The 21,881-nt window shown below is 66.8% G+C and carries 17 protein-coding genes and 2 pseudogenes; 10 read left to right on the top strand and 9 right to left on the bottom strand.

Features of this window, described 5'->3' with window-relative positions:
• Positions 1–62 precede the first annotated feature (62 nt).
• On the top strand, positions 63–524 hold the full coding sequence (locus ACPTTC_RS22440) for a (2Fe-2S)-binding protein (RefSeq protein WP_175953316.1): 462 nt from the start codon (positions 63–65) through the stop codon (positions 522–524).
• Positions 525–526: 2 nt separating this feature from the next.
• Positions 527–2,737, top strand: a complete 2,211-nt coding sequence (locus tag ACPTTC_RS22435) for a molybdopterin cofactor-binding domain-containing protein (protein WP_423393958.1) — start codon at positions 527–529, stop codon at positions 2,735–2,737.
• Between the two features lie 119 nt (positions 2,738–2,856).
• Here ACPTTC_RS22435 and ACPTTC_RS22430 read toward each other — a convergent pair whose 3' ends face one another.
• Positions 2,857–4,059 (bottom strand): Fic family protein, encoded by a 1,203-nt coding sequence (locus tag ACPTTC_RS22430; protein WP_423393957.1) that lies wholly within the window; start codon positions 4,057–4,059, stop codon positions 2,857–2,859.
• A 414-nt stretch (positions 4,060–4,473) separates the two neighbouring features.
• Between ACPTTC_RS22430 and ACPTTC_RS22425 the strand changes: the two genes are divergently transcribed.
• Together ACPTTC_RS22425 and ACPTTC_RS22420 are read left to right on the top strand one after the other, a co-directional pair.
• Complete coding sequence (locus ACPTTC_RS22425) at positions 4,474–4,872, top strand: winged helix-turn-helix domain-containing protein (protein ID WP_175968815.1); 399 nt, start codon at positions 4,474–4,476, stop codon at positions 4,870–4,872.
• 491 nt (positions 4,873–5,363) lie between these two features.
• Positions 5,364–5,555, top strand: a pseudogene (locus ACPTTC_RS22420) (lytic transglycosylase); the annotation flags it as partial.
• Positions 5,556–5,574: 19 nt separating this feature from the next.
• Here ACPTTC_RS22420 and asnB read toward each other — a convergent pair.
• Positions 5,575–7,542, bottom strand: a complete 1,968-nt coding sequence (asnB, locus tag ACPTTC_RS22415; protein ID WP_423393956.1) for an asparagine synthase (glutamine-hydrolyzing) — start codon at positions 7,540–7,542, stop codon at positions 5,575–5,577.
• Positions 7,543–7,791: 249 nt separating this feature from the next.
• The gene (locus ACPTTC_RS22410) at positions 7,792–8,625 is read right to left on the bottom strand and encodes a helix-turn-helix transcriptional regulator (protein WP_423393955.1); all 834 of its coding nucleotides are present in this window, start codon (positions 8,623–8,625) and stop codon (positions 7,792–7,794) included.
• A gap of 284 nt (positions 8,626–8,909) precedes the next feature.
• Here ACPTTC_RS22410 and ACPTTC_RS22405 point away from each other — a divergent pair, with 284 nt between their 5' ends.
• Positions 8,910–9,818 carry a helix-turn-helix transcriptional regulator gene (locus ACPTTC_RS22405; protein ID WP_423393954.1) on the top strand — a complete coding sequence of 303 codons (909 nt, stop codon included), beginning with the start codon at positions 8,910–8,912 and terminating at the stop codon, positions 9,816–9,818.
• 126 nt (positions 9,819–9,944) lie between these two features.
• Here the strand turns inward: ACPTTC_RS22405 and ACPTTC_RS22400 are convergent, their stop codons facing one another.
• On the bottom strand, positions 9,945–11,591 hold the full coding sequence (locus ACPTTC_RS22400) for an NRAMP family divalent metal transporter (protein ID WP_423393953.1): 1,647 nt from the start codon (positions 11,589–11,591) through the stop codon (positions 9,945–9,947).
• Positions 11,592–11,707: 116 nt separating this feature from the next.
• Positions 11,708–11,845: a hypothetical protein gene (locus tag ACPTTC_RS22395; protein ID WP_165765561.1), complete on the bottom strand. Its 138-nt coding sequence runs from the start codon at positions 11,843–11,845 to the stop codon at positions 11,708–11,710.
• A 1,081-nt stretch (positions 11,846–12,926) separates the two neighbouring features.
• Here ACPTTC_RS22395 and ACPTTC_RS22390 point away from each other — a divergent pair.
• Together ACPTTC_RS22390 and ACPTTC_RS22385 are read left to right on the top strand one after the other, a co-directional pair.
• Positions 12,927–13,196: a hypothetical protein gene (locus tag ACPTTC_RS22390; protein WP_423393952.1), complete on the top strand. Its 270-nt coding sequence runs from the start codon at positions 12,927–12,929 to the stop codon at positions 13,194–13,196.
• A 118-nt stretch (positions 13,197–13,314) separates the two neighbouring features.
• Positions 13,315–14,802: a carbohydrate porin gene (locus ACPTTC_RS22385; protein WP_423393951.1), complete on the top strand. Its 1,488-nt coding sequence runs from the start codon at positions 13,315–13,317 to the stop codon at positions 14,800–14,802.
• Between the two features lie 96 nt (positions 14,803–14,898).
• Here the strand turns inward: ACPTTC_RS22385 and treA are convergent, their stop codons facing one another.
• Positions 14,899–16,665 (bottom strand): alpha,alpha-trehalase TreA, encoded by a 1,767-nt coding sequence (gene treA, locus ACPTTC_RS22380; RefSeq protein ID WP_423393950.1) that lies wholly within the window; start codon positions 16,663–16,665, stop codon positions 14,899–14,901.
• Positions 16,666–16,801: 136 nt separating this feature from the next.
• Positions 16,802–17,431 carry a TetR/AcrR family transcriptional regulator gene (locus ACPTTC_RS22375; RefSeq protein WP_423393949.1) on the bottom strand — a complete coding sequence of 210 codons (630 nt, stop codon included), beginning with the start codon at positions 17,429–17,431 and terminating at the stop codon, positions 16,802–16,804.
• A gap of 198 nt (positions 17,432–17,629) precedes the next feature.
• Here ACPTTC_RS22375 and ACPTTC_RS22370 point away from each other — a divergent pair.
• The 3 genes and pseudogenes from ACPTTC_RS22370 to ACPTTC_RS22360 all read left to right on the top strand — a co-directional run.
• Positions 17,630–17,977, top strand: a pseudogene (locus tag ACPTTC_RS22370) (darcynin family protein); the annotation flags it as partial.
• A 26-nt stretch (positions 17,978–18,003) separates the two neighbouring features.
• A complete protein-coding gene (locus tag ACPTTC_RS22365; protein WP_423393948.1) occupies positions 18,004–19,392 on the top strand; it encodes an MFS transporter in 1,389 nt (462 codons plus the stop codon).
• Positions 19,393–19,757: 365 nt separating this feature from the next.
• Positions 19,758–20,972, top strand: coding sequence for a winged helix-turn-helix domain-containing protein (locus ACPTTC_RS22360; RefSeq protein ID WP_423393947.1), 1,215 nt, complete (start codon positions 19,758–19,760; stop codon positions 20,970–20,972).
• A 51-nt stretch (positions 20,973–21,023) separates the two neighbouring features.
• Here ACPTTC_RS22360 and ACPTTC_RS22355 read toward each other — a convergent pair whose 3' ends face one another.
• Positions 21,024–21,242, bottom strand: a complete 219-nt coding sequence (locus ACPTTC_RS22355; protein WP_423393946.1) for a DUF1653 domain-containing protein — start codon at positions 21,240–21,242, stop codon at positions 21,024–21,026.
• Positions 21,243–21,299: 57 nt separating this feature from the next.
• Entirely contained in the window at positions 21,300–21,743 is a 444-nt protein-coding gene (locus ACPTTC_RS22350; protein WP_423393945.1) for a GNAT family N-acetyltransferase, read from the bottom strand.
• Between the last annotated feature and the right edge of the window lie 138 nt (positions 21,744–21,881).

Raw genomic sequence — 21,881 nt, 5'->3', positions numbered from 1 at the left:
TGCTCGCGCACACTCCCCGCTAACCGGGCGCATGCCGGGTTTTCCCCACGGAGACAATCAAAATGCCTACCTCGTTTGTCCTGAACGGCAAGAGCGTCACGCTCGACGCCGATCCGTCGATGCCCGTCCTCTGGGCCATTCGCGAACACGCGGGACTGACCGGCACGAAATTCGGCTGCGGCATGGCGCAGTGCGGCGCGTGCACCGTGCATCTCGAAGGACAGGCCGTCCGCTCGTGCGTGCTGCCGCTCGCCGGCATCGCGGGCAAGCACGTCACGACGATCGAAGGCCTGCAGAGCAAGCCCGCGCAGGCCGTGCAGGCCGCCTGGGTCAAGCTGCAGGTGCCGCAATGCGGCTACTGCCAGTCCGGCCAGATCATGTCGGCCACCGCGCTGCTCGAACAGAACCCGAAGCCGACCGACGCGGACATCGACGCCGCGATGAACGGCAACCTGTGCCGCTGTGCGACCTACGCCCGCATCCGGGCGGCGATCCACGACGCGGCCGCGACGCTGGGAGCCTGACCATGACGATCGAACTCGACAACCCCGGTTCGGTGCGTCCGTCGCGCCGCACGTTCCTGAAAGCCGCCGGCACCGCGGCCGCCGTCAGCCTGACCATCGGCTTCGAATGGGCCGGCCTCGGCCGCCGCGCGCTTGCGGCGACGGCACCTGCCGCCGACTTCGCGCCGAACGCGTTCCTGCGCATCACGCCCGACGGCACCGTCACGGTCATTGCAAAGCACGTCGAACTGGGCCAGGGCGCCTATACGGGCATCGCGACGATCGTCGCCGAGGAGCTCGACGCCGACTGGTCGCACGTGCGCGTCGAAAGCGCGCCGGCCGACGCGAAACGCTACGCGAACCTCGCGTTCGGCACGATGCAGGGCACGGGCGGCAGCTCGGCGATGGCGAACTCGTGGCAGCAACTGCGCGAAGCGGGCGGCAAGGCGCGCGCGATGCTGGTATCGGCCGCGGCGGCCCGCTGGAAGGTGCCGGCCGGCGAGCTGACGACGGCCAATGGCGTCGTCACGCATGCGAAGAGCGGCAAGACGGCCGCGTACGGCACGCTCGTCGCCGATGCGTCGAAGCTGCCGGTGCCCGACAAGGTCGCGCTGAAGCAGCCGGCCGATTTCAAGCTCATCGGTCACCGGATTCCGCGCGTCGATGCGTCGGCCAAATCGAACGGCACCGCGCATTTCACGCTCGATACCACCTTCCCCGGCATGCGCGTCGCGCTGCTGCAGCGCCCGCCGCGCTTCGGCGCGACGGTGAAGTCGTTCGACGCGACGGCGGCCAAGGCCGTGCCGGGCGTCGTCTCGGTCGTACAGGTGCCCGGTGGCGTCGCGGTCGTCGGGACCGGTTTCTGGGCCGCGAAGCAGGGCCGCGACGCGCTGAAGATCGAATGGGACGAAACGAACGCCGAAAAGCGCAGCTCGGACGAGATCATGCGCGAATACCGGCAGCTCGCCGACAAGCCGGGCACGTCGGCGCGCAAGGACGGCGATGCCGATGCGGCGATCACGGGCGCGGCGCGCAAGATCAGCGCGACGTACGAATTCCCGTATCTCGCGCACGCGCCGATGGAGCCGCTCGACGCGGTCGTCAAGCTGACGGCGAACAGCTGCGAAATCTGGGCCGGCGACCAGTTCCAGACGGTCGACCAGGCCAACGCGGCCCGGACGGCAGGCCTGACGCCCGAGCAGGTGCAGATCCATACGCTGTACGCGGGCGGCAGCTTCGGCCGGCGCGCGAACGCGTGGTCGGACTACGTGGTCGAGGCCGTGTCGATCGCGAAGGCGCTCGGCGCGGACGGCAAGCCCGTCAAGCTGCAATGGACGCGCGAGGACGACATCCAGGGCGGCTTCTATCGGCCGATGTACTTCCACAAGCTCGACGCGGGGCTGACCGCGGACGGCAAGCTGGTCGGCTGGCGCCACCGGATCGTCGGCCAGTCGATCCTCGCCGGCACGCCGTTCGAGGCATTCATGGTGAAGAACGGCGTGGATGCCACCTCGGTCGAGGGCGCGGCGAACCTGCCGTACGCGGTGCCGAACGTGTCGGTCGAGCTCACCACCGCCAAGGTCGGCGTGCCCGTGCTGTGGTGGCGCGTGGTCGGCAGTTCGCATACGGCCTACGCGGTCGAGGCGTTCATCGACGAAGCCGCGCACACGGCAGGCAAGGATCCGTACGCGTTCCGCCGCGACCTGCTCGCGAAGGAGCCGCGCATGCGCGCGGTGCTGGACCTGGCCGCGCAGAAGGCCGGCTGGGATCCGGCCAAGCCGCTGCCGAAGGGGCGCGGGCGCGGGATCGCGGTCGCCGAGGCGTTCAAGAGCTATGTCGCGCAGGTCGCCGAGGTGTCGGTCGATGCGGACGGCAAGGTGAAGGTCGAGCGCGTGGTGTGTGCGGTCGATTGCGGCATCGCGATCAATCCGGACATCGTCGCCGCGCAGATGGAGGGCGGCATCGGCTTCGGGCTCGGCGCGGTGATGCACAGCGCGATCACGTTGAAGGACGGCCAGGTCGAGCAGCGCAACTTCGACGGCTACCACGTGCTGCGGATGGCCGAGATGCCGAAAGTCGAGGTGCATATCGTGCCGTCGGCCGAAGCACCGACCGGGGTCGGCGAGCCGGGCGTCGCGCCGGTCGGGCCGGCGGTCGCGAACGCGATCTTCGCGGCGACGGGCAAGCGGCATTACGTGCTGCCGTTCGATTCGGCGGATAGCGCGAAGGCTTGAGGGTAGGCCGGAACGTCGGCGGCGAGGCGCAGACGCCTTGCGGCCGGCGTTTGTGATCACCTCGCGGAAGAGGTAACGCCGACTGGAGTCGAGGCACAATGGCGCCCCCAAGGGAACGCTCAGTCCAGCTCGACTTCAGGCCAGAGTCTCGGAAATAGAAAACGAAGGCCGCTCAGCGGCAATCCGAAAGACAGCTCACCGCGATGCGACGGCGAAGTCAGCAGTCCGAAATCCAGCAGCGAACGGACGATTCGGCGAGCCAGTACATCGCTCACACCCAGCATCTGGGCAAACTCCGCTCGCGTGACCGTTCGGCGCAGTGCCACGAACTCCATGGCCAGCGCCGCGGCTTCCGGTTTGATGACAGATTTTTCCGAACGGATGGTCCACGGATTGGCCTCCAGGTATCGCAGCAGATCCAGCAATCGCCCGGTCACCCCTTCGAACTCCGTCATATGCACCATGAAACCAACCTGGTCCTGACAGCAATCGAGAAAGAACCGGGCAAATTTGACCAGCCCCTCTTGGGATAGATTGCCCCGGCCGTCCAGATCGTTGCGCCTCGTCTGGTCGGCCTCGCTCAGCCTGGCGTAATACTGCTCATGTTCTCGCGCCAGCCCCCGAAGCGGCGACCAAAGACCATGAGTCAGGTCTGCGGCGCGCAGTCCGAGATGTGAATGCAGACGTGCCACCCGGCCGTTGCCGTCCATGAACGGGTGCACCCAGGTCAACCGATGATGCGAACAGGCAATACCGATCAGTTGATATTCCTTCGCACGAATGCGGCTATAACGTGTCGCCCAGGCCTGAAGCAACGTCTCGATCATCTCAGGCTCCGGTGCCAAATGACGCCTCACCGTCACATCCGAGCGGCGAAATTCGCCCGGAACGATTGCTTTCCCTTCATCGGTAAGTCGTTCATCGACAGGCAAACCAGAGAAGAAGCGATCGTGAATGGCCGAAATTCGCGTCGGCTCAAAGAGCGCGGCAACCGGAAGCGTTCGCCACTCCTCCTCGAGTGCCGCTTCCGTCGCGATATGCGCGACCGCGAAGCGCTGTTTCTTGCGCTCGACAATATCGGTCGAATAATCCCGATGCAGCGCAGCCTCGATCTTGGCAGGCGTCGTGTGCTGTCCTTCGATCTTGTTCGTGTAGTACGAATTCATGGCACGCAACTGCGGCACGAGCGCGACGGCCAGCGGGGTATCGCGTACGGCAAGCAACCGATGTGATGAGTCGACGAGCTCGGCGGCCTGCTCAAGCAGCGGATCGAGTACGCGATCCTCGGGAAACAGCGGTTCGAAGGTAGCGACTGTGGTCATGCTTCCCTGTCGGGTTCAATGTAGGGTTCCATGCCGGCAATTATAACCACTTATGTTACTGATTTTTATAAGCTTTTTACATTTTCGTGTCGGGTTGAATGTAGGGTTCCATGTCGGGTTCCACACCCAGCCGTGGCGACGTTCCACCGGCTCCGGTTCCCGCGTCGCCCGCCACGTTACGGCGGACGTAACGCCCGTAACGTCACCCGCCGATGCTACGTAACAATCCTTCACGGTTGTCCCGCCCCCTTTTCTCTCCGCCTCGCGTCTCCCGTTAAAAATTCTTTTAAATTCAAGGCTGCGCGCCGCCTGCAGCGATGCCGCCTCCTGCCGATCCCTGGCGATCCTGTCCCTGGCCCGGAAGTTGCAGCACAGGACCCGCAAACACTCCTTTATGGACATGCGAGGGCCACCATGGATTGCAAATACCTGTACATCGACAACATAAAAATCAACTTCGTGCGCCGCACGATCGAAATCGATAACAAGATCATTGATGTCACGCCGCGTGAATTCGACGTCGTCGAATTCCTGCTCGACAACATGAACAAGATCGTGCCGCGGCAGGCAATCCAGGAAGCCGTGTGGGGCCGTGAACTCGGCGTGTCGTCGCGCACGCTCGACACCCATATCTCGCGTATCCGCTCGAAGCTGCAACTCGATCACGACAAGAACCTGCGGATCATCCCGATCTACGCGGTCGGCTATCGTCTGGTGCTGTTCGGTGCGGCGATGACGCACGTCGAGCGTCACGACGCAGCGCCGATCCTGCGCACGGCGCCGCAGGCCGTGATGGCCGCCGACTACGCCTGACGATTCGCCGGCCCGCCGGCCACGCTCCCCCCACCGCGCTGCGCCGATCCGCAGCGCCTCGCGGCCCGCCCGTCGGGCGCGGCCTGCATGCCGCCCGGCCCGCCAGCCAGTCGCGACCCGACCGCCGCCTCCGGGCGGCGGTCGCTTTTGGATGCCGGCGTCCGCGCATCCTCGTGCATCCTCGTCCGTCACGCTTCGTCGCTTCCGCCCCGGCCACCGCCGTCGATGCCCGCGACGACGGATTCCGGCGTGACACACGACCATTGCCATCCCTACAATCGACCCAGCAGCCGCGCGCCCTCCGCGCCGACGGCCCTGGAGCGAACGGAATGACCCTGAAGATGCGCGATCCGCGAACCGTTGTCGCGTGCCTGTCCGCACTGGCGGCGCTCGCGTGCGCCGTGCCGTCCGTCACCCACGCGGCGAACGACGACGCGCTGCACGTCGCGTCGATAGCGCCGGGCAATCCGGATGAACGCGGCACCGGGCGCGACACGCCGCCCGCACGCCAGCGACGCGTGGATGCCGTCGCAACCACGCCGCCCGATCGCGCGCGCCGGCAAGCGTCGCCGGCAGCGTCCGCCGATCCGCCTTCCTGTCATGCCCGGCCCGTGATGACGATGTGCCGGGGCCTGCAATCGAGCGACGCGAAGCGGCACTGCATGCGCTGCCTCGACCCGTGATGCCGCGCAGCGTGCCCGCTTACGCGGCGCGCTGCGCCTCCAGCCACGCCTGGAACATCAGCACCGTCCATAACTGATGCTGCCAGTTCATCCGGCCGGTCACGTGCTGGCGCCACAGCCGCTCGACCGCGGCCGCATCGAAGAAGCCTTCGTCGCGCAACCGCGACGGCCGCAGCAGCGCTTCGGCCCAGTCGCGCAGCGAGCCACGCAGCCAGTGATCGACGGGCGCGCAGAAGCCCTGTTTCGGCCGGTCGATCAGCGCGGACGGCACATACCGGTCGAGCAGTCGACGCAGCAGCGCCTTCGACTGCCCTTCCGGCAAACGCACCGCCGCAGGCACGCGCCACGCGAATTCGACGACGTGATGGTCGAGGAACGGCATGCGCGTTTCGAGGCTCACGGCCATCGCCGCGCGATCGACTTTCGCGAGGATGTCGGTCGGCAGGTACGTGAGCGTATCGATCGCCATCGCCTGCTCGGCGAAGCTCAGGTGCGCGGGCCACGCGGATACGGTATCGAGCGGCGTCGCCGGCTCCTGCCCCGACAGCGCGAGGCGCTCGGGATGATGCACCGACGACATCAGCAACCGGTACAGCCCGATGCGGCTTTCGGCCGTCATCACGTGGCCGAGCTTGTGCAGGCGATCGCCGATGCGCGTCGCCGATTCGCGTGCCTCCACGCCGCCCCACGCCCCCTGTGCGACCGCCGCGAGCTGGTCCGCGTGATCGGGCCGCAACGCATGCAGCGCGGCAGCGATCCGCGCGCGCACGGCGCCGGGTACGCGATGCAGCTTGCGCCATAGCCGCGGCGTCAGGAAGTAGCGCGTATAGCCGCCGAACAGCTCGTCGCCGCCGTCGCCGGACAGGCTCACCTTCACGTGCCGGCGCGTCAGTTCCGACACGAGAAAGGTCGGGATCTGCGAAGCATCGGAGAACGGCTCGTCGTAGATCGACGGCAGCTTCGGCACGACGCCGAGCGCGTGGTCGGCCGTGACATAGAGCTCGGTATGGCGCGTGCCGAGATGACGCGCGACGGCCTTCGCGTAACCGGCCTCGTCGTAGCCGGCTTCATGGAAGCCGATCGTGAACGTGTCGACCGGCGTCGACGATTGCGCCTGCATCAGCGCGACGATCGTCGACGAATCGACGCCGCCCGACAGGAACGCGCCGAGCGGCACGTCGGCCTCCATCTGCCGCGCGACGGCCTGGCGCAGCACCACGTCGAGCTGGCTGACGGCCTCGTCCGCGTTGCCCTCGAACGGCTGCGCGCGACCGTCCTCGATCGCCTGTTCGAGCGTCCAGTACGCACGCAGGCGCGGCGTGTCGCGCGCGTGCTCGAACTGGATATACGTGCCGGGCGGCAGCTTGCGGATGCCGCGATAGATCGTGTGCGGCGCGGGCACGCTCGACTGGCGCAGGTACAGGCACAGCGCGTCGCGATCGATCGTGCCGTCGAAACCCGGATAGCCGCGCAGCGCCTTCAGCTCGGACGCGAACACGAGCGCGTCGCCGATCCGGCCGTAATAGAGCGGCTTCTCGCCGATCCGGTCGCGTGCGAGCGTCAGCACCCGCGATTCGCGATTCCACAGCGCGATCGAGAACATGCCGGTTGCGCGCCGCAACGTCCCTTCGACGCCCCACGCGACGATCGCCGCGACCAGCACCTCGCTGTCGGAATGGCCACGCCACGCCGGTGCGCGACCCGCGCGCTCGAGTTCGGCGCGCAGTTCGCGATGGTTGTAGATTTCGCCGTTGAAGACCATGACGTAGCGGCCGCACGCCGATGCCATCGGCTGTCGGCCGTGCACCGACAGGTCGACGATCGCGAGCCGCCGGTGGCCGAGCGCAATGCCGGCTTCCGGATCGACCCAGATCCCCTGCCCGTCCGGCCCGCGATGCGCGAGGCTTGCCGTCATGCGCGCGAGCGTGCCGCGCGCTGTCTCCTCATCGAAGGCGACGCTATTCAGAAAGCCGTCGATTCCGCACATTGATTTGTCCGCCCCTGTTGACCATTTTCGTCACGCATGGCGTAACCTCGCGGCCCGCCGTCCGGCGTGACGGTCGAGCCATCTTACGAAGAAATAATTCAGCAATAATTCATAGGTGAATGTCGCAATCACTCGAAAAAAACGCTGTCAAGCATCGTGTGCGCATCGCGACGGCGCCGCGGGCGCAACGGCCCGTCGGGCCGGCGACGATCATCGGGTCACGCGGAGAAAACGGGGGGGCTGATAGCGTCAGGACGGCATCCGGCGCGCCGCCAGATACGCAAGCTGCGCGCGGTTCTGCACGTTGAAGAGTTTTTCGAGCGAGCGGATGTGGTGGCCGACCTTGTGCAGCGACGTGCGCAGCGCGCTCGCGATCTCCTGGTCGGACAACCCGTGTACGAGACGGTCGAGCACCTGCTGTTGCTCGTCGCCGAGCGCGAAGCCGCGCATGCGTGCGATGCGCGCCTCGAGGAACGGCAACGCGACACGATGCACCGCGAGACTGACCGACAGCGCACCGCCGATCACGCGATCGTCGATCCATTCGGTGCCGTGCGTCTCCGACGTCACGTTCACCGTGACACGCAAATCGAGACGCGGCGCCGACAGGCCGAACAGCACGCCGCTGTTCATCGCATGCGCGCGCAGATGGCCGGCGAGCGCCAGCAACTTGCGGTCGCCGCTGCCCTGCGCGGTCGCCTCGATCTCGTCGAGCCGCCACGCGACCGGAAAGCCGCTCTGCCGAACCTGCGCGAACCGCGGGTCGCTGTCGTAGAGCATCCCTTCGACAAACGGCTGCATGAACGTTGCGGGCGCGAGGTCGCGCAGCAGATGCGCGCACAGGATGCGCCGCCCGATCATTTCGAAAGCGCCATAACCGAGTGTACTGAAACCGATTTGCCGCAATCGCGCGTGGCATTGCGCGAAATCGACTGGAGCCAGGTCGGTTTTACCGGATTCAATTTGAGTGCCGGTAAAAACGTCGTGCCCGATTGCCTGATATTCATTCGAATAAGCCGCAGCCGTTGCGATATCGGCCTGCGAAAACCACTCGACGCGTGGTGCGCCGTCAGCATAGGTCATGAGGAGCCCGCCCTTTCCCAATATGTGAAACTGCGCCCCGTCACGATCTGGTCTTTGCCTGATGGATTGTCTGGTCTTCGTTCTATGCGTGCGAATAGGAATCTTCCGCCGCCATTAGTATTACGGCATATTACGCGGACACAAGCATTTTTGTACAATGCCCTCGCGTTTCGTCAGGGATGACGATCGGCGCATATCACACCGATGCTCGACGCGCATCGCCGCGAATGCCGTACACGATACGGCCGCCGCCAGGCGATGCGCGTCGATTCCGAGGATGGCACATGTCCGACATTGCATTGCATGAAGAAGCGGTCGCCTCAACCTTGCCCCGCCCGTCGCACGGGCTGAACGCGTGCCCGGACGTGCCGCGGGAACGCCCCCCCGTGCAGGTCGTCTGGTGCGACGACGTGAAGCGCGGCGACATCATGCAGCCGCACGCGCCGAAGCTCGGCGTCGCCGATACGCTCGCGCACGCGCAGAGCACGGCCGAGCGCAGCCGCATCGTTACCAGCCTGCTGCATCTGACGGGCTTCGCGACGTTCGCGTACTTCGCGCTCGAATTCGCGCACGAGCAAGTCGAAAGTCTCTACCTGCACGAAGCCTTCACGCCGGCCACCTATCGCGGCGACTACGTGCGGCACAACCATCACGACATCGATCCGCGCACGCTCGGCGCGCGCGTATGCAACATGCCGATCGTGTGGGACCTGCAGCAGTTGCGCCGCGAACATCGCGAGCGCGGCGACGGCCCGCGCGTGACGCCGGCCGCGCTCGACGGCTTCCTGCAGACGATGCAGGACGACGGGATGTGCAGCGGCATCATGTATTCGATGGCCGTGCCCGGCACGCGGCTGCACGCATTCATGAGCTTCACCGCACCGCGCCGCACGCGCGAATGGATCACGCCGGCGACGATCGAGCAGGCGCTGTCGATCGGGCTGTCGGTGCACAAGTTCGCGTCCCCGCAGTTGATCTCGACGTCGCGCGAGCGCGCGGTCAACGGGCTCACGCCGTTCGAGCAGGAACTGCTGCTCGGCATCGCCGAAGGTGCCTCCGACAAGGAAATCGGCCGGCGCCTCGACACCAGCGCGCACAACGTCGACTATCACCTGCGCAAGCTGCGCAAGCGCTTCGGCGTCGCGAACCGGATCCAGCTCACGTACCTGACGTCGAAGCTCGAGCTGATCTGACCACCACACCGCCCGTGCGGCGTGCCGCGAACGGACGTGTAAACGCACATGCCGGCCACGGAGGCCGGCATGTGCGGATTGCAGCGCGGCGCCGGGTTCGGCGCCGCTTCGTGAAGGCGGCCTGCGTTACTTCAGCAGCGTCATCTGCACCACCTTGACGATCACGAGACCGACCGCGATCACGAGATAGCCGCGCAGCACGGCCATCCAGACCCGCGTCGCGAGCGTCATGTTCTGCGGCTCGAGCGTGTCGAGCGGCGGCATGCGCCACGTGTCGCGCAACGCGCGATCGACGGCCGGCTCGACCACGCGCTTGTTGCGGCGGATCAATACCGTGGCGAGATAGCCCGTGATCGCGAGCACGGTGCCGCCGACCAGCACGTCGACGATCGCTTCGCCGCTGATATCCGGATACATCACCGACGCCGTGAGGATGATCGACAGCAGCACGAGCACCCAGATCACCGCGCCCGTGAACACGTTGAGCTTCGTCGAGTTGACCCAGGGCCCAAGCACCTGGCGGTCATTGCACAGCACCAGCAGGAACACCGTCGCGCTCGGCAGCAGCACGCCCGCGAGCGTCTGCACGGCTTCGGTCAGCAGGCCGAGCGGGCTGCCCGGAATCAGCACGAGCGTGGCCGCGGCCGCGACGATGCCGAAATACACGAGATAGAAACCCTTCGCATCGGACACGCCGCGGTGCAGCGAGTGGCGGATCTTGAACACGTCGCCGATGGCATAGGCCGTCGACAGCGAGACGGCCGCCGCGCCGATGATGCACGCGTCGAGCAGCGCCACCGCGAACAGCGTCGCGCTCGTGCGGCCCGCATACCTCTCGAGGCCCACGATGATGCCGCCCGCATCGGTAAAGTTGCCGGCTTCCGGATGCCCGTTGAACAGCGCGGCGCTGAAACCGATCATGGCGACCGCACCGACCAGCACGAACACGATACCGATCCACAGGTCGGCCTTTTCATATTTCATGAAGCGCGGCGTGATGCGCTTGTCGATCACGTAGCTCTGCTGGAAGAACAACTGCCACGGCGCGACGGTCGTGCCGACGATGCCGATCACGAGCAGCATCACGTCAGACAGCTTCGCGTGCGCGGGCCAGTTCGGCACGAAGAAATCGCGCGTCATCTGTGCGACGGGCGGGTGGATCGACACGAGCACCGGCACCAGCAGCAGGCTCAGCACGCACAGCCCGATCGCGAACCGCTCGAAGCGCCGGAAATCGCCAGTACTCACCGCGGCCATGGTCAGCGCCGCGGCCACGCACACGCCGGCCACCTTTGGCAGCCCGAAGAAATCCAGCACGAACGTGATGCCGATGAACTCGGTGACGATGGTGAGCGCATTGAGCAGGAACAGGTCGATCACGCTGAACGCGCCCCAGAACTTGCCGAAGCGCTCGAAGATCAGGCGTGCGTGGCCGACGCCCGTGACCGCGCCGAGGCGCAGCACCATTTCCTGGTTCACGTACAGCACGGGTACGAGCAGCAGCAGCGTCCACAGCAGCGTCGTGCCGTAGTTCTGGCCGGCCTGCGTGTAGGTGCCGAATGCGCCGGCGTCGTTGTCGCCGACCATCACGATGAGGCCCGGGCCGATGATCGCGAGCAGCGTGCGCAGGCGAGCCCACCACGTGCCGCGCGAGCCGGTGTCGTGATGCGCGATCGTGCCGAGCGCACCGCGGATGTCGCCCAGGTGGGCTTCGTCGAGCACGGCGCTGCGTTCGGCGGCGATCGGTGAAGAAACGTTGGATGGCGTGGACATGATGTGTTCCGTACAGCGAATGGTTATCTGGTGAGCAGGCAATCTTGGAATGCGCGCGGGGCGACCGCTCGACGGCGGCCGCGTGTGCGCATGCCGAGACGCGCTCGGTGCGGCGTTCAGCGGATCAACGATTTCAGCTGGTTCAACAGGCGGGAGAACACCCGTGGACGGGCATCGAGCGTCAGCATCGCGTCGTAGTGGTTGCGCGATTCCGTGACGTGCGGGAGATTCGACAGCAGAAGGCCGAAGTTCATGATCTGGCTCCGTGCGGCGACGGCAGGCTGCCGGCCGCGTGTTGGGCGCGGGGCCAGTCCGGGGCCTGAACGGCGTGTCAGGCTAGTCGGCCGGATTGCCCCTGCGACCCGGGTTCAAAAGGGTCTGTGCGTACAACGGGCATAAGGGACAACTGTCACTGTCGTTCATGGCGACTCCTGTGCGGTGTTCCGGAGAACACGGTTGACCGCCGTCAGGCGTGCGGGCCGGCACGCGCGGGCCCCGCAAAGGCGTGCGCGAACGCGGCCGCCTGCCGGGCGGCGGTGAAACCGGACGGCGCATGCGAAGACGCATCACGCTAACCGGCGCGAATCAGGGTGCACGTAGGAATTTGCTGCGGAATACTGCTGCGCGCACCGTTTGCCTGGGAGACAAACGGCGGCTTCGATGAGGCGCGGACGTCGGTCGCTCAGGCGGAAATTTCGTTCGAAGATCGACTACTGCAGGCGTCCAAGGCGGCGGCCCCAAGAGTGAAGATGGCGGATTCTATGGACGGCCCGAAAGCGAAGTCAACCCCTCCCAACCCCATTTCCCGAAATAAATTTCCCACCTTGCGGCGCTGAAAGATTTGCCCTTGAAACGACGCGCCGAAACCTTTCAGCGCATCACGATACGGTCCAGGATCCGATGTGTCCGAACAACGGCGTGGCGCCCCGTCACCGTCTCGTCGTCCCGCCCTCGCGCCGCTGCCGCGCCCCGCCGCGCGCATAGCGACACGCACGCCACACACGGCGCCTTTTGCGCGTTTTTTACTTGCGCTGCAGCAAACGACCCGAATACAATCCGCCGCAATTCATCACAGGAGTCCCTCCGTGGACACATGCTCTAGTTGCAGTTCGATGCCGGTCCAGGCCGGCCAAGCCATCGCGAGATAGCAGCCAGACGCATGTCTTACGCCGCTCGCTCGCATTCGTCGGGTTAGCGCGCTTCCTCCCGGGCCGGCCATCGCCGGTTCGTCCGTTGCACGCTCCATTACGTTCCACCCTCCGATCGCAGGCCGCGTCACGCGCCCGCGCTCGATCACGTCGTCCGGCCCGAGCCGGACCGGACGGAGGCAGCGTCATGTTTCTTCAATCGTTCGCGGTCAGACTCAAGCGCATCGTGCATCTCGCATGCAACCGCTCATTCGTTTCCGGCCTCTCGCCGCTCGCCCACGCGTTCAGCAACTGGCGCGGTGCGGCGCTCGCCCACGTGCCGGCAGCGCCTCGCCCGCTCGACTGCCTGCTGTTCGCCGCGATGGCCGCCGCGGTCGCGCTCGTCGCGCTGCTGTGCTCGGCCGCGTCACGCCTCGGCTTCGCACAGGTGTGGCGCATCGGCGGCTGGCTGCCGTAAATCCCCATTGCGCCGCCGTGCCACGCGCCAGGTGCCACCGCGCGATCGTCTCGCCACGCATCCCGCATCACCTTTTCGTTTCGTCAGCCTAATTAATCAAACCGACAACGGAACCCACATGAAGCACTACCTCGAACCCGTCCCGCGCCAATTCCGCGTCCATGCACTCGCCACGCTGCTGCTGTCGCTCGCCGCCGCGCCCGCGTTCGCGCAATCGGCGCCGCCGGCAGCAGCCGAACCGACGGCCGGCGCCGGCGACGCCGCCGCGCCCGCACAACAGGCCGCCGATGCCGCCACGCCCGCCCCCACCGGCTTCCGGGAGCGCTCGAACCTGCTCGGCAACATGGGCGGCCTGCGCGACAGGCTCGGCGATCGCGGTATCACGCTGAGCCTGCAGGAAACCAGCGAGTATCTGTACAACACGTCGGGCGGCACGCATCGCGGCGGCGCGTACCAGGGGCTCACGCAATTCGGTTTCAACGTCGACACGGGCAAGGCGGTCGGCCTGCCGGGCGGCACGTTCAACGTGTCGGCGCTGCAGATTCACGGCACCAACCTCACACAGCGCTACCTGCAGACGCTGCAGACCGCGACCGGCATCGAGGCGAATTCGACCACGCGCCTGTGGGAACTCTGGTACCAGCAGTCGCTGCTCGACGGCATGGTCGACGTGAAGGTCGGCCAGCAGAGCGCCGACCAGGAATTCATGGTGAGCCAGAACGCGGCGACGTTCATGAACGCGACGTTCGGCTGGCCCGTGCTGCCGTCGACCGACCTGCCGGCCGGCGGCCCCGCGTATCCGCTGTCGTCGCTCGGCGTGCGGCTGCGCGTGAAGCCGGCCGACGCGTGGACCGCGATGGTCGGCGTGTTCGACGGCAACACGGCCGGACGCAGCGACGGCGATGCGCAGGTGCTGAACGCGCACGGCACCAACTTCAACCTGCGCAGCGGCGCGTTCGTGATCGGCGAAGTGCAGTACGCGCTGAACGCGCCGCCCGACGATCCGAAGGCGCCGCAGCCGGCCGGCCTGCCGGGCACGTACAAGCTTGGCTTCTGGTATCAGTCGCAGCATGCGAACGACCCGCGCGACGGCACCGACGGCCTGTCGCTCGCGAATCCGGAGAGCAACGGCATCGCCGCCACCCATCGCGGCAACTACGGCTTTTATGCGGTCGCGGACCAGATGGTGTGGCGGCCGTCGGCCGACAGCCCGCGCTCGGTCGGCGTGTTCGCGCGCGTGATGGGCGCGCCGGGCGATCGCAATATCGTCGATTTCGCCGCCAACGCCGGCGTGACGCTGAAGGCGCCGTTCAAGGGACGCGACAACGACGTCGCAGGCATCGCCGTCGGCTACGCGAAGATCGGCTCGCATGCGCGCGGCCTCGACGGCGACACCGGTGTCTACACGACGCCCGGCTATCCGGTACGCCGTGCGGAAACGGTCGTCGAGGCGACCTACCAGTACCAGGTCACGCCGTGGTGGCAACTGCAGGCCGACCTGCAGCACTTCTTCCGTCCGGGCGGCGGCATCCCGAACCCGAACGCGGCCGGTGCGCGCATCGGCGACGAAACGGTGGTCGGCGTGCGCACGACGATCACGTTCTAACGCAAGCCTGATGCAAACCCGGGCGGGACGGCCGCTTGCGCGGCAGTCCGGCCCGTGCGTTCTCGCGCGACGCAGGCGCGCGGCCCGCGCCGCGCTTCACTCGCCGTACAGCCCGAGCAGTTTCAGCGTGACGCCGTTGGTCCAGCCGAAACCGTCCTGCAGCGGATATTCGCCGCCCCCGCCGCCGCCCGTGCCGGCGCCTTCGACCACGTACTTCTCGACGAGCTTGCCTTCGGTCGCATACACATGCTTCACGTCGGACAGGAAGCGCGTGCCGATGTCCTTCGCGAGCGCCGGTTCGCCGTAGCGCCGCAGCCCGTCGATCGCGATCCACTGCAGCGGCGCCCAGCCGTTCGGCGCATCCCACTGCTGCCCCGTGTTCTCGGTGGTCGTCGCGAGGCCGCCCGGCTGCAGCAGCGTCTTGCGCACCTCGCGTGCGGTCGCCTTCGCGCGCTCGGGCCACGCAACACCCGCGAACAACGGATACAGCGCGGCGGCCGTCACGGCGTCGCGCGGCTTGCGCTGCTGCCAGTCGTAGTCGCCGTAGTAGCCGCGGCGGTTCCACAGATAGCGGTTGATCGCGGCCGCACGCCGAGCCGCGCGCGCTGAAAAATCGGTCACGCATGCGACATCGCGCGTGACCGCGCAGCCCTTCACGATCGTGGTTTCGAGATGGAACATCAGGCTGTTCAGGTCGACCGGCACGATCGACGTCGTGCGGATCGTCGCGAGCGTCTTGCCGTCGCCGAACCAGCGCGAGCTGTAGTCCCAGCCACTTTCGGCGCCCGCGCGCAGGTCGCGGTAGACCTCGTTCGCCGGACGCGCCGGCGCCGACTTCGCGGTCGTCACATCCTCGAGATACGACTCGTCGCGCGGGGTATCGCTCGCGTCCCAGTAGCGGTTCAGCACCGCGCCGTCGGGCATCGTGACCACATGGCGCGCGGCCTGCCCGCGCGGCGTCGTGGTTTCGCCCTGCATCCAGTACGCATGTTCCTTGCGCAGTTCCGGCAGGTATTTCCGATAGACGTTGTCGCCTTCGGCCTGCGCGGCGAGCGTCACCATGTACGCGAAGAACGGCGGTTGCGAGCGGCTCGCGTAGTACGTGCGGTTGCCGTTCGGGATGTGCCCCATCGTGTCGATCAGATGGGCGAAGTTGTCGAGCATGTTGTCGACGAGATCCTCGCGACCCGACACCTGCAGCCCGAGCATCGTGAAATAGGTATCCCAGTAGTAGCCTTCGCGGAAACGGCCACCCGGCACGACATACGGCTTCGGCAGCGGGATCAGCGAACTGTAGGGCGGCACCGTCGTGCTCGTGCGCGTGAGCTGCGGCCACAGCCAGTCGATGTGCTGGCGCAGCGTCTGGTTCGGCGGCGGCGTCACGCCGCTTTCGGGTGGCGGCGTGAAATGCTGGCCGACGAACGCCTTCAGCGAGAAGCCCGGCTGCGATTTCTGTTGCTGATACAACTGTACGATCGTCGCCGGATCGCTATCGGGCGTCGCGTCGACGAAGGTCTTCTGGTCGGGATAGATCTGCGCGGTCTGCACCGCGACGAACAGGTCGCCATAGAGCTGGCTCGGCGGCGGTAGCAGCGTGCCCGATGCGGGGACGGCAACCGCGGTCGCGGCAGGCGGAGCCGACTGGGCAGTTGCCTGCGCGGCGGCCTGGTTCGTGTTGTCGGCCTGTGCTGCGCAGCCCGCAACGGCAAGATACGCGACGGCCAATGCGGCGGCCCAGCGAAGACGCGGCAAGGGCGGCGGTGAGCGACGGGGCGGTAAATGCGTAGAGAAGCGGGCCGGGATGCGGGCCGAGAAGCAGGCTGAAAAGCGCGATGCGATCGATGCGGCACGACGTGACGTCATGACGTGTCCCCTCCTTTCGATGGTGAGTGGGTCGGCACGAGGTCTCGTTCGCGCGCGCGCTCGTCTGAATGGCCCTCGATCGATGCGCGTCGTTTTGTGGTGCGAGTAGGTCGGAATGTCGCACGAAACGTGCACATCAAGCAAGTTTCGATTCGCGCGACTCGCGCAAATAACCGCGCATGGCCCGCCACACGCGCGCGTCGAGCGCATCCGCATCGGTCTCGCCGCGCACGCCCGCCGCATCGACGATCCCTTTCACGATCGCGAGCAGATCGTGCGCGACGACGTCGGGCGCCGCGACGCGCGGCGCATCGCGCAGCCCGAGCGCATGCAGCAGCGTCGCGTGGATACGATCCGTGACGCGTGCGGTGCGCGCGCCGAGCGGCAGCCGCGCCTCCTCGAAATCGATCAGCCGCGCGAGCACGGGACGGCGCATCTGGTGCGCGACGGCCGCGCGTACCAGTGCGCGCAGCACGTCGTCGCATGACGACAGCGCGCCAGCCCGGTCGACGTCGTCGAGCAGATGCGCGCTCTCGCGCTCGACGAGCGCGGCCGTCAGCGCATCGCGATTCGGGAAGTACTGATAGAGCGAACCGATGCTCACGCCGGCCAGCGCCGCGACCGCGTTCGTCGTGTAGCCGTCGAAGCCGTCGCGCTCCAGAATGCGAGCGGCGGCCTCGACGATCGCGTCGACGGTGGCCAGCGAGCGACGCTGGCGCGGCGCCTTGCGAGGCGACAGCGGGATTCGTGAAGACGATTCGGCCATGGTCGGAATGCGAGTTTCGAATATGAGCAAACGCTCATATTCTAGAAACACCCTTCCGCCCCGGCAAACCGCAACCTCGCCCACCCTTGTTCATCGCCGTGAAGACGCGCCCCGAATGGCTCGGCGTCCCCATGCCGGAGCGCTTGCGGCCGCTGCGCGAATACAGCGCGCCGATCCGCGAAACGCGAGGCGAACACGCGTCGCTACGCCGCCGCGTTCTACGCGGCACGCGTGATCGATAGGTGTATCGGAGCCGAGCAGGATCACCGCGCATGGGAACGCGCGATCCCGGCGCGTCGAGAGACGACGCGCCGGGATCGGTGCTTCGACATCGCCGAGATCCTGCCGGGTGTCGAGAACGCACATGCGGCCAACGGCGACGCGGTCGCACCGTCTGCCGTCCAGGTGCATGCGGGATCCCGGCGCGATGCAAGCGCCGCGTTTCTACAGTCGTTCTTTTCTTGGCGTCCGCTAACAAAGACGACTGTTGCAACATGCGGAACACCTGTTGTCGTACGTGACTCAACGGTCACAATGTGGGCATAATGGCGTCTTTACCGCGCGCCCAGCCCATGTCGCCCGTCTTTCTAGCACCGCTCATCGTTGCCTGTGCGTTGTTCATGGAAAGCGTCGACGCGAACATCATCGTCACCGCCCTCCCCGCGATGGCGAGGGATTTCGGGCACAACCCCGTCACATTGAACATTGCGATCACGGCCTACGTGGTCGGGCTCGGCGTGTTCATTCCGATCTGCGGCTGGCTGGCCGACCGCTTCAGCGCACGCTCCGTGTTCCGCACCGCGATCGGCATCTTCGTCGTCGGCTCGCTGATGTGCGCGGCATCCAATTCCCTCGGCGTGCTCACGTTCGCGCGCTTCATCCAGGGCGTCGGCGGCGCGATGATGGTGCCCGTCGGCCGCATCATCATCTTCCGCGCCGTGCCGCGCTCGGATCTCGTGCGCGCGATGAACTACCTCGCGATTCCCGCACTGTTCGGGCCCACGGTCGGGCCGCTCGTCGGCGGCTTCATCACGACCTACCTGCACTGGCGGATGATCTTCTTCATCAACGTGCCGATCGGCATCTACGGAATCTACCTCGCGAGCAAGCACATCGCGAACACGCGCGAGCCCGATCCGGGCCCGCTCGACTGGTTCGGCTTCGTGCTGTCGGCCAGCGGCGCCGCGCTGCTGCTGATGGGGCTCACGCTGATCGACGGCTCGCTCACGTCGCGCTCGAACGCGCTCGTCATGTGCGTGACCGGCATCGCCCTGCTCGCGCTCTACGTGCCGTATGCGCGCCGCAAGGAGCGCCCGGTGCTCGACCTCAGCTTCCTCAAGATCCCCACCTATCACGCGAGTGTCGTCGGCGGGTCGCTGTTCCGTATCGGCCTCGGCGCGGTGCCGTTCCTGCTGCCGCTCGCGCTGCAGGAAGGGCTCGGCATGAGCGCGTTCCATTCGGGGCTCATCACGTGCGCGTCCGCGTTCGGCGGCGCCATGAGCCGCTCGACGGCCACCCACACGCTGCGCCGCTTCGGTTTCCGCACGGTGCTGATCTACAACGCGGCATTCGCGGGCCTCGCGATCGCCGCGTACGGCGTGTTCCATCCCGGCATGGCGACCTGGGCGATCTGGCTGATCGTGCTCGTCGGCGGCATCTTCCCCGCGCTGCAGTTCACGAGCCTGAATTCGATGATCTACGCGGACATCTCGCCGCGGGACGCCGGCCGCGCGACGAGCCTCGGCAGCGTCGTGCAGCAGATGTCGCTCGGCCTGGGCGTGACGGTCGCCGGCCTCGTGCTGCACATTTCGCACTGGCTGCAAGGTCATCAGAAGATGGTGTGGTCGGATTTCTGGCCCGCGTTCGTCGTGGTCGGGCTGTGCTCGTTCGCGTCGATTCCGATCACGCGGCGGCTGCCGCCCGGCGCCGGCGACGAAGTCGCGCGCGGCAAGCGGCAATAACGCGCCGACAGACGAACGGGAAAAGACGGAAGGGAACGCGGCTCGCGAAGCAAACCGGGCAATACAAAAAAATCAGCGGACATCCACACGGGGCCGGTGCACAGCCGCATGGATGTCCGCTCAGGGCTCCGGGTCTCCCGATGGGGGTTGAGAATCCCGGATTCGCTTCCTGCGTGCCATGGACATATGTGCGTCGGAAGCAAAATCGTTGCGCGCCTTTGTCGTCGCGCCATGAACTGCACTATAGGGAAACTTGCGAAACGTATCTGTCAACCATTGTCAGACACGTTGCATGGGCACGTCTCACGCGCGCGCCGCTTTCGCGCTAAAGTGGTTCCCGACCATCACTCCCGTCCGCCCTTCCGATGCTTACGCTCTCGCCCGCCGCCGCCCGCGCGCTGCATCTCGCCGCGCAGGGCTTGCTGACGCCGCCCCGCCGCAAGGCCACCAAATCCGACGTGCTCGACACGATCCGCCGGATGGCGCAGTTGCAGATCGACACCATCCACGTCGTCGCGCGCAGCCCGTATCTCGTGCTGTTCAGCCGTCTCGGCGATTTCTCGCCGCAGTGGCTCGACGAGCATCTCGCCGAGGCACGCCTGTTCGAATACTGGTCGCACGAAGCGTGCTTCCTGCCGATCGAGCAGTTCGGCCTGATGCGCTACAAGATGCTCGATCCGTCCGGAATGGGCTGGAAGTACGCGGCCGAGTGGCATGCGCAGAATCGTCCCGATATCGAGCGGCTGCTCGCGCGGATTCGCGCCGAAGGCCCGGTACGGTCGGCCGATTTCGCCCGCGAGGATGGCGTGAAAGGCAACGGCTGGTGGGATCGCAAGCCCGAGAAGCGTCACCTGGAAGTGCTGTTCACGACGGGCGACCTGATGGTGTCGGAACGCCGTAATTTCCAGCGCGTGTACGACGTGCGCGAGCGCGTGCTGCCCGACTGGGACGACGCGCGCGACCTGCCGCCGCGCCACGCCGTGCTGCCCGCGCTGCTCGACTACACGTGCCGCGCGCTCGGCGTCGTGCGCGCGGACTGGGTGGCCGACTACTATCGGCTGCCGCGCCGTTCGTACCGCGCGGAACTCGAGCAGCTCGCGAGCGCGGGCGAGCTGATCCCGGTGGCGATCGACGACTGGAAGGAGCCGGCCTACGTGCATCGCTCGCTCGAAGCGTGGCTGCCCGCCGCGGAGGCCGACACGCTGCGCTCGACGGTCACGACGCTGCTGTCGCCGTTCGACCCGGTCGTCTGGGACCGGCGGCGTGCATCGACGCTGTTCGGTTTCGATTACACGATCGAATGCTATACGCCCGGGCACAAGCGGCGTTACGGCTATTTCTGCCTGCCGGTGCTGCATCGCGGGCGGCTGGTCGGGCGCATCGACGCGAAGGCGCATCGCACGCTCGGCACGTTCGAACTGAAGGCCGTGCATGTCGAGCCGGGCGTGCGGTTCGGCACGGGGCTCGCGGCCGATGTCGCGAAGGCGGTGAAGAAGCTCGCGGCGTGGCACGGCACGCCGGAAGTCACGGTCGGGCAGCAGGCCCCGCCGGAGCTGGTAAAGGCGCTGGCCGGCGCGTAGACGTCCGCCCCGCCGGCTGGCACGGCGGCGGCGCGCGCCGCCGGCCGTCCATCAGTCGCGCAGCTTGCGGAAACGCGGCGTGCCGTCTTCGAGGTTCCCGTTGAACATCGCTTCCGGCCGTACCCACAGACCGCGTGCATGCGGCCACAGGTGTTCGTACACGACCACCGATTCCTCGGTTTCGGAATGGCGGGCAACGCCGATGTAGCGATACCGCCCGCCCTTGTAATGGCGATGCGTCGCGAGCTGTTCGGCTTCCTGTTCGGTCATGATGGGCTTCTCTTCGGCAAAAACGGAAAGCGCGTATTGTATGCGCTGCGCCGTGCGTCAGCGTTTCGCGTAGATGTCCGGGCGGCGGATCTCCATCACCCGCTCGGGGTTCGCCGACGGCCCGAAGCCGACCGGCCGGTACAGCGCGTGCGCATCGGACGTCACGAGCATGATGCGACGCAGCCCCTGCACCATCTCCTGCGCGAACACGTGGTCGATCAGCGCGCGACCGTAGCCGTTGCCGCGTTCGGCCGGCAGCACGAACACGTCGCACAGGTACGCGAACGTCGCGTGATCGGTCACGAGCCGCGCGAACCCGACGAGCCGGTCGCCCACGTAGGCGCCGAAGCACAACGAGCCCTCGATCGCACGCTCGACCACATCGCGCGGAATGCCCTGCGACCAGTACGCGTCGCGATGCAGGAAGTCGAAGATCGCGTCGACGTCGAGTTCGCGCTTGTCGGTGGAAAATCTCAGCGTAGCGGGGGCGGCAGCGGGCACGTCGGTCTCCGGTTGGCGTGGTGGAAGGCGAAGTGCCGACGATACCGCGCGGCGCGAGGGGCTACAAGCGTGACACGTATCGACTACATCCCGACGGACGGGCACCTGCTCGCCCGGCTCACGGAGCCCGCAACGCGC

This window comes from Burkholderia mycopellens, assembly GCF_964265025.1.
In the GTDB taxonomy this organism is placed as follows: Bacteria; Pseudomonadota; Gammaproteobacteria; order Burkholderiales; family Burkholderiaceae; genus Burkholderia.
This window is presented reverse-complemented; position numbering and strand designations above follow the sequence as displayed.

Bases quoted from the DNA above. Each gene is read 5' to 3' on its own strand.
- ACPTTC_RS22440 (WP_175953316.1), top strand. From the start codon at position 63: ATGCCTACCTCGTTTGTCCTGAACGGCAAGAGCGTCACGCTCGACGCC.
- ACPTTC_RS22435 (WP_423393958.1), top strand. From the start codon at position 527: ATGACGATCGAACTCGACAACCCCGGTTCGGTGCGTCCGTCGCGCCGC.
- ACPTTC_RS22430 (WP_423393957.1), bottom strand. From the start codon at position 4,059: ATGACCACAGTCGCTACCTTCGAACCGCTGTTTCCCGAGGATCGCGTA.
- ACPTTC_RS22425 (WP_175968815.1), top strand. From the start codon at position 4,474: ATGGATTGCAAATACCTGTACATCGACAACATAAAAATCAACTTCGTG.
- asnB (WP_423393956.1), bottom strand. From the start codon at position 7,542: ATGTGCGGAATCGACGGCTTTCTGAATAGCGTCGCCTTCGATGAGGAG.
- ACPTTC_RS22410 (WP_423393955.1), bottom strand. From the start codon at position 8,625: ATGACCTATGCTGACGGCGCACCACGCGTCGAGTGGTTTTCGCAGGCC.
- ACPTTC_RS22405 (WP_423393954.1), top strand. From the start codon at position 8,910: ATGTCCGACATTGCATTGCATGAAGAAGCGGTCGCCTCAACCTTGCCC.
- ACPTTC_RS22400 (WP_423393953.1), bottom strand. From the start codon at position 11,591: ATGTCCACGCCATCCAACGTTTCTTCACCGATCGCCGCCGAACGCAGC.
- ACPTTC_RS22395 (WP_165765561.1), bottom strand. From the start codon at position 11,845: ATGAACTTCGGCCTTCTGCTGTCGAATCTCCCGCACGTCACGGAATCG.
- ACPTTC_RS22390 (WP_423393952.1), top strand. From the start codon at position 12,927: ATGTTTCTTCAATCGTTCGCGGTCAGACTCAAGCGCATCGTGCATCTC.
- ACPTTC_RS22385 (WP_423393951.1), top strand. From the start codon at position 13,315: ATGAAGCACTACCTCGAACCCGTCCCGCGCCAATTCCGCGTCCATGCA.
- treA (WP_423393950.1), bottom strand. From the start codon at position 16,665: ATGACGTCACGTCGTGCCGCATCGATCGCATCGCGCTTTTCAGCCTGC.
- ACPTTC_RS22375 (WP_423393949.1), bottom strand. From the start codon at position 17,431: ATGGCCGAATCGTCTTCACGAATCCCGCTGTCGCCTCGCAAGGCGCCG.
- ACPTTC_RS22365 (WP_423393948.1), top strand. From the start codon at position 18,004: ATGTCGCCCGTCTTTCTAGCACCGCTCATCGTTGCCTGTGCGTTGTTC.
- ACPTTC_RS22360 (WP_423393947.1), top strand. From the start codon at position 19,758: ATGCTTACGCTCTCGCCCGCCGCCGCCCGCGCGCTGCATCTCGCCGCG.
- ACPTTC_RS22355 (WP_423393946.1), bottom strand. From the start codon at position 21,242: ATGACCGAACAGGAAGCCGAACAGCTCGCGACGCATCGCCATTACAAG.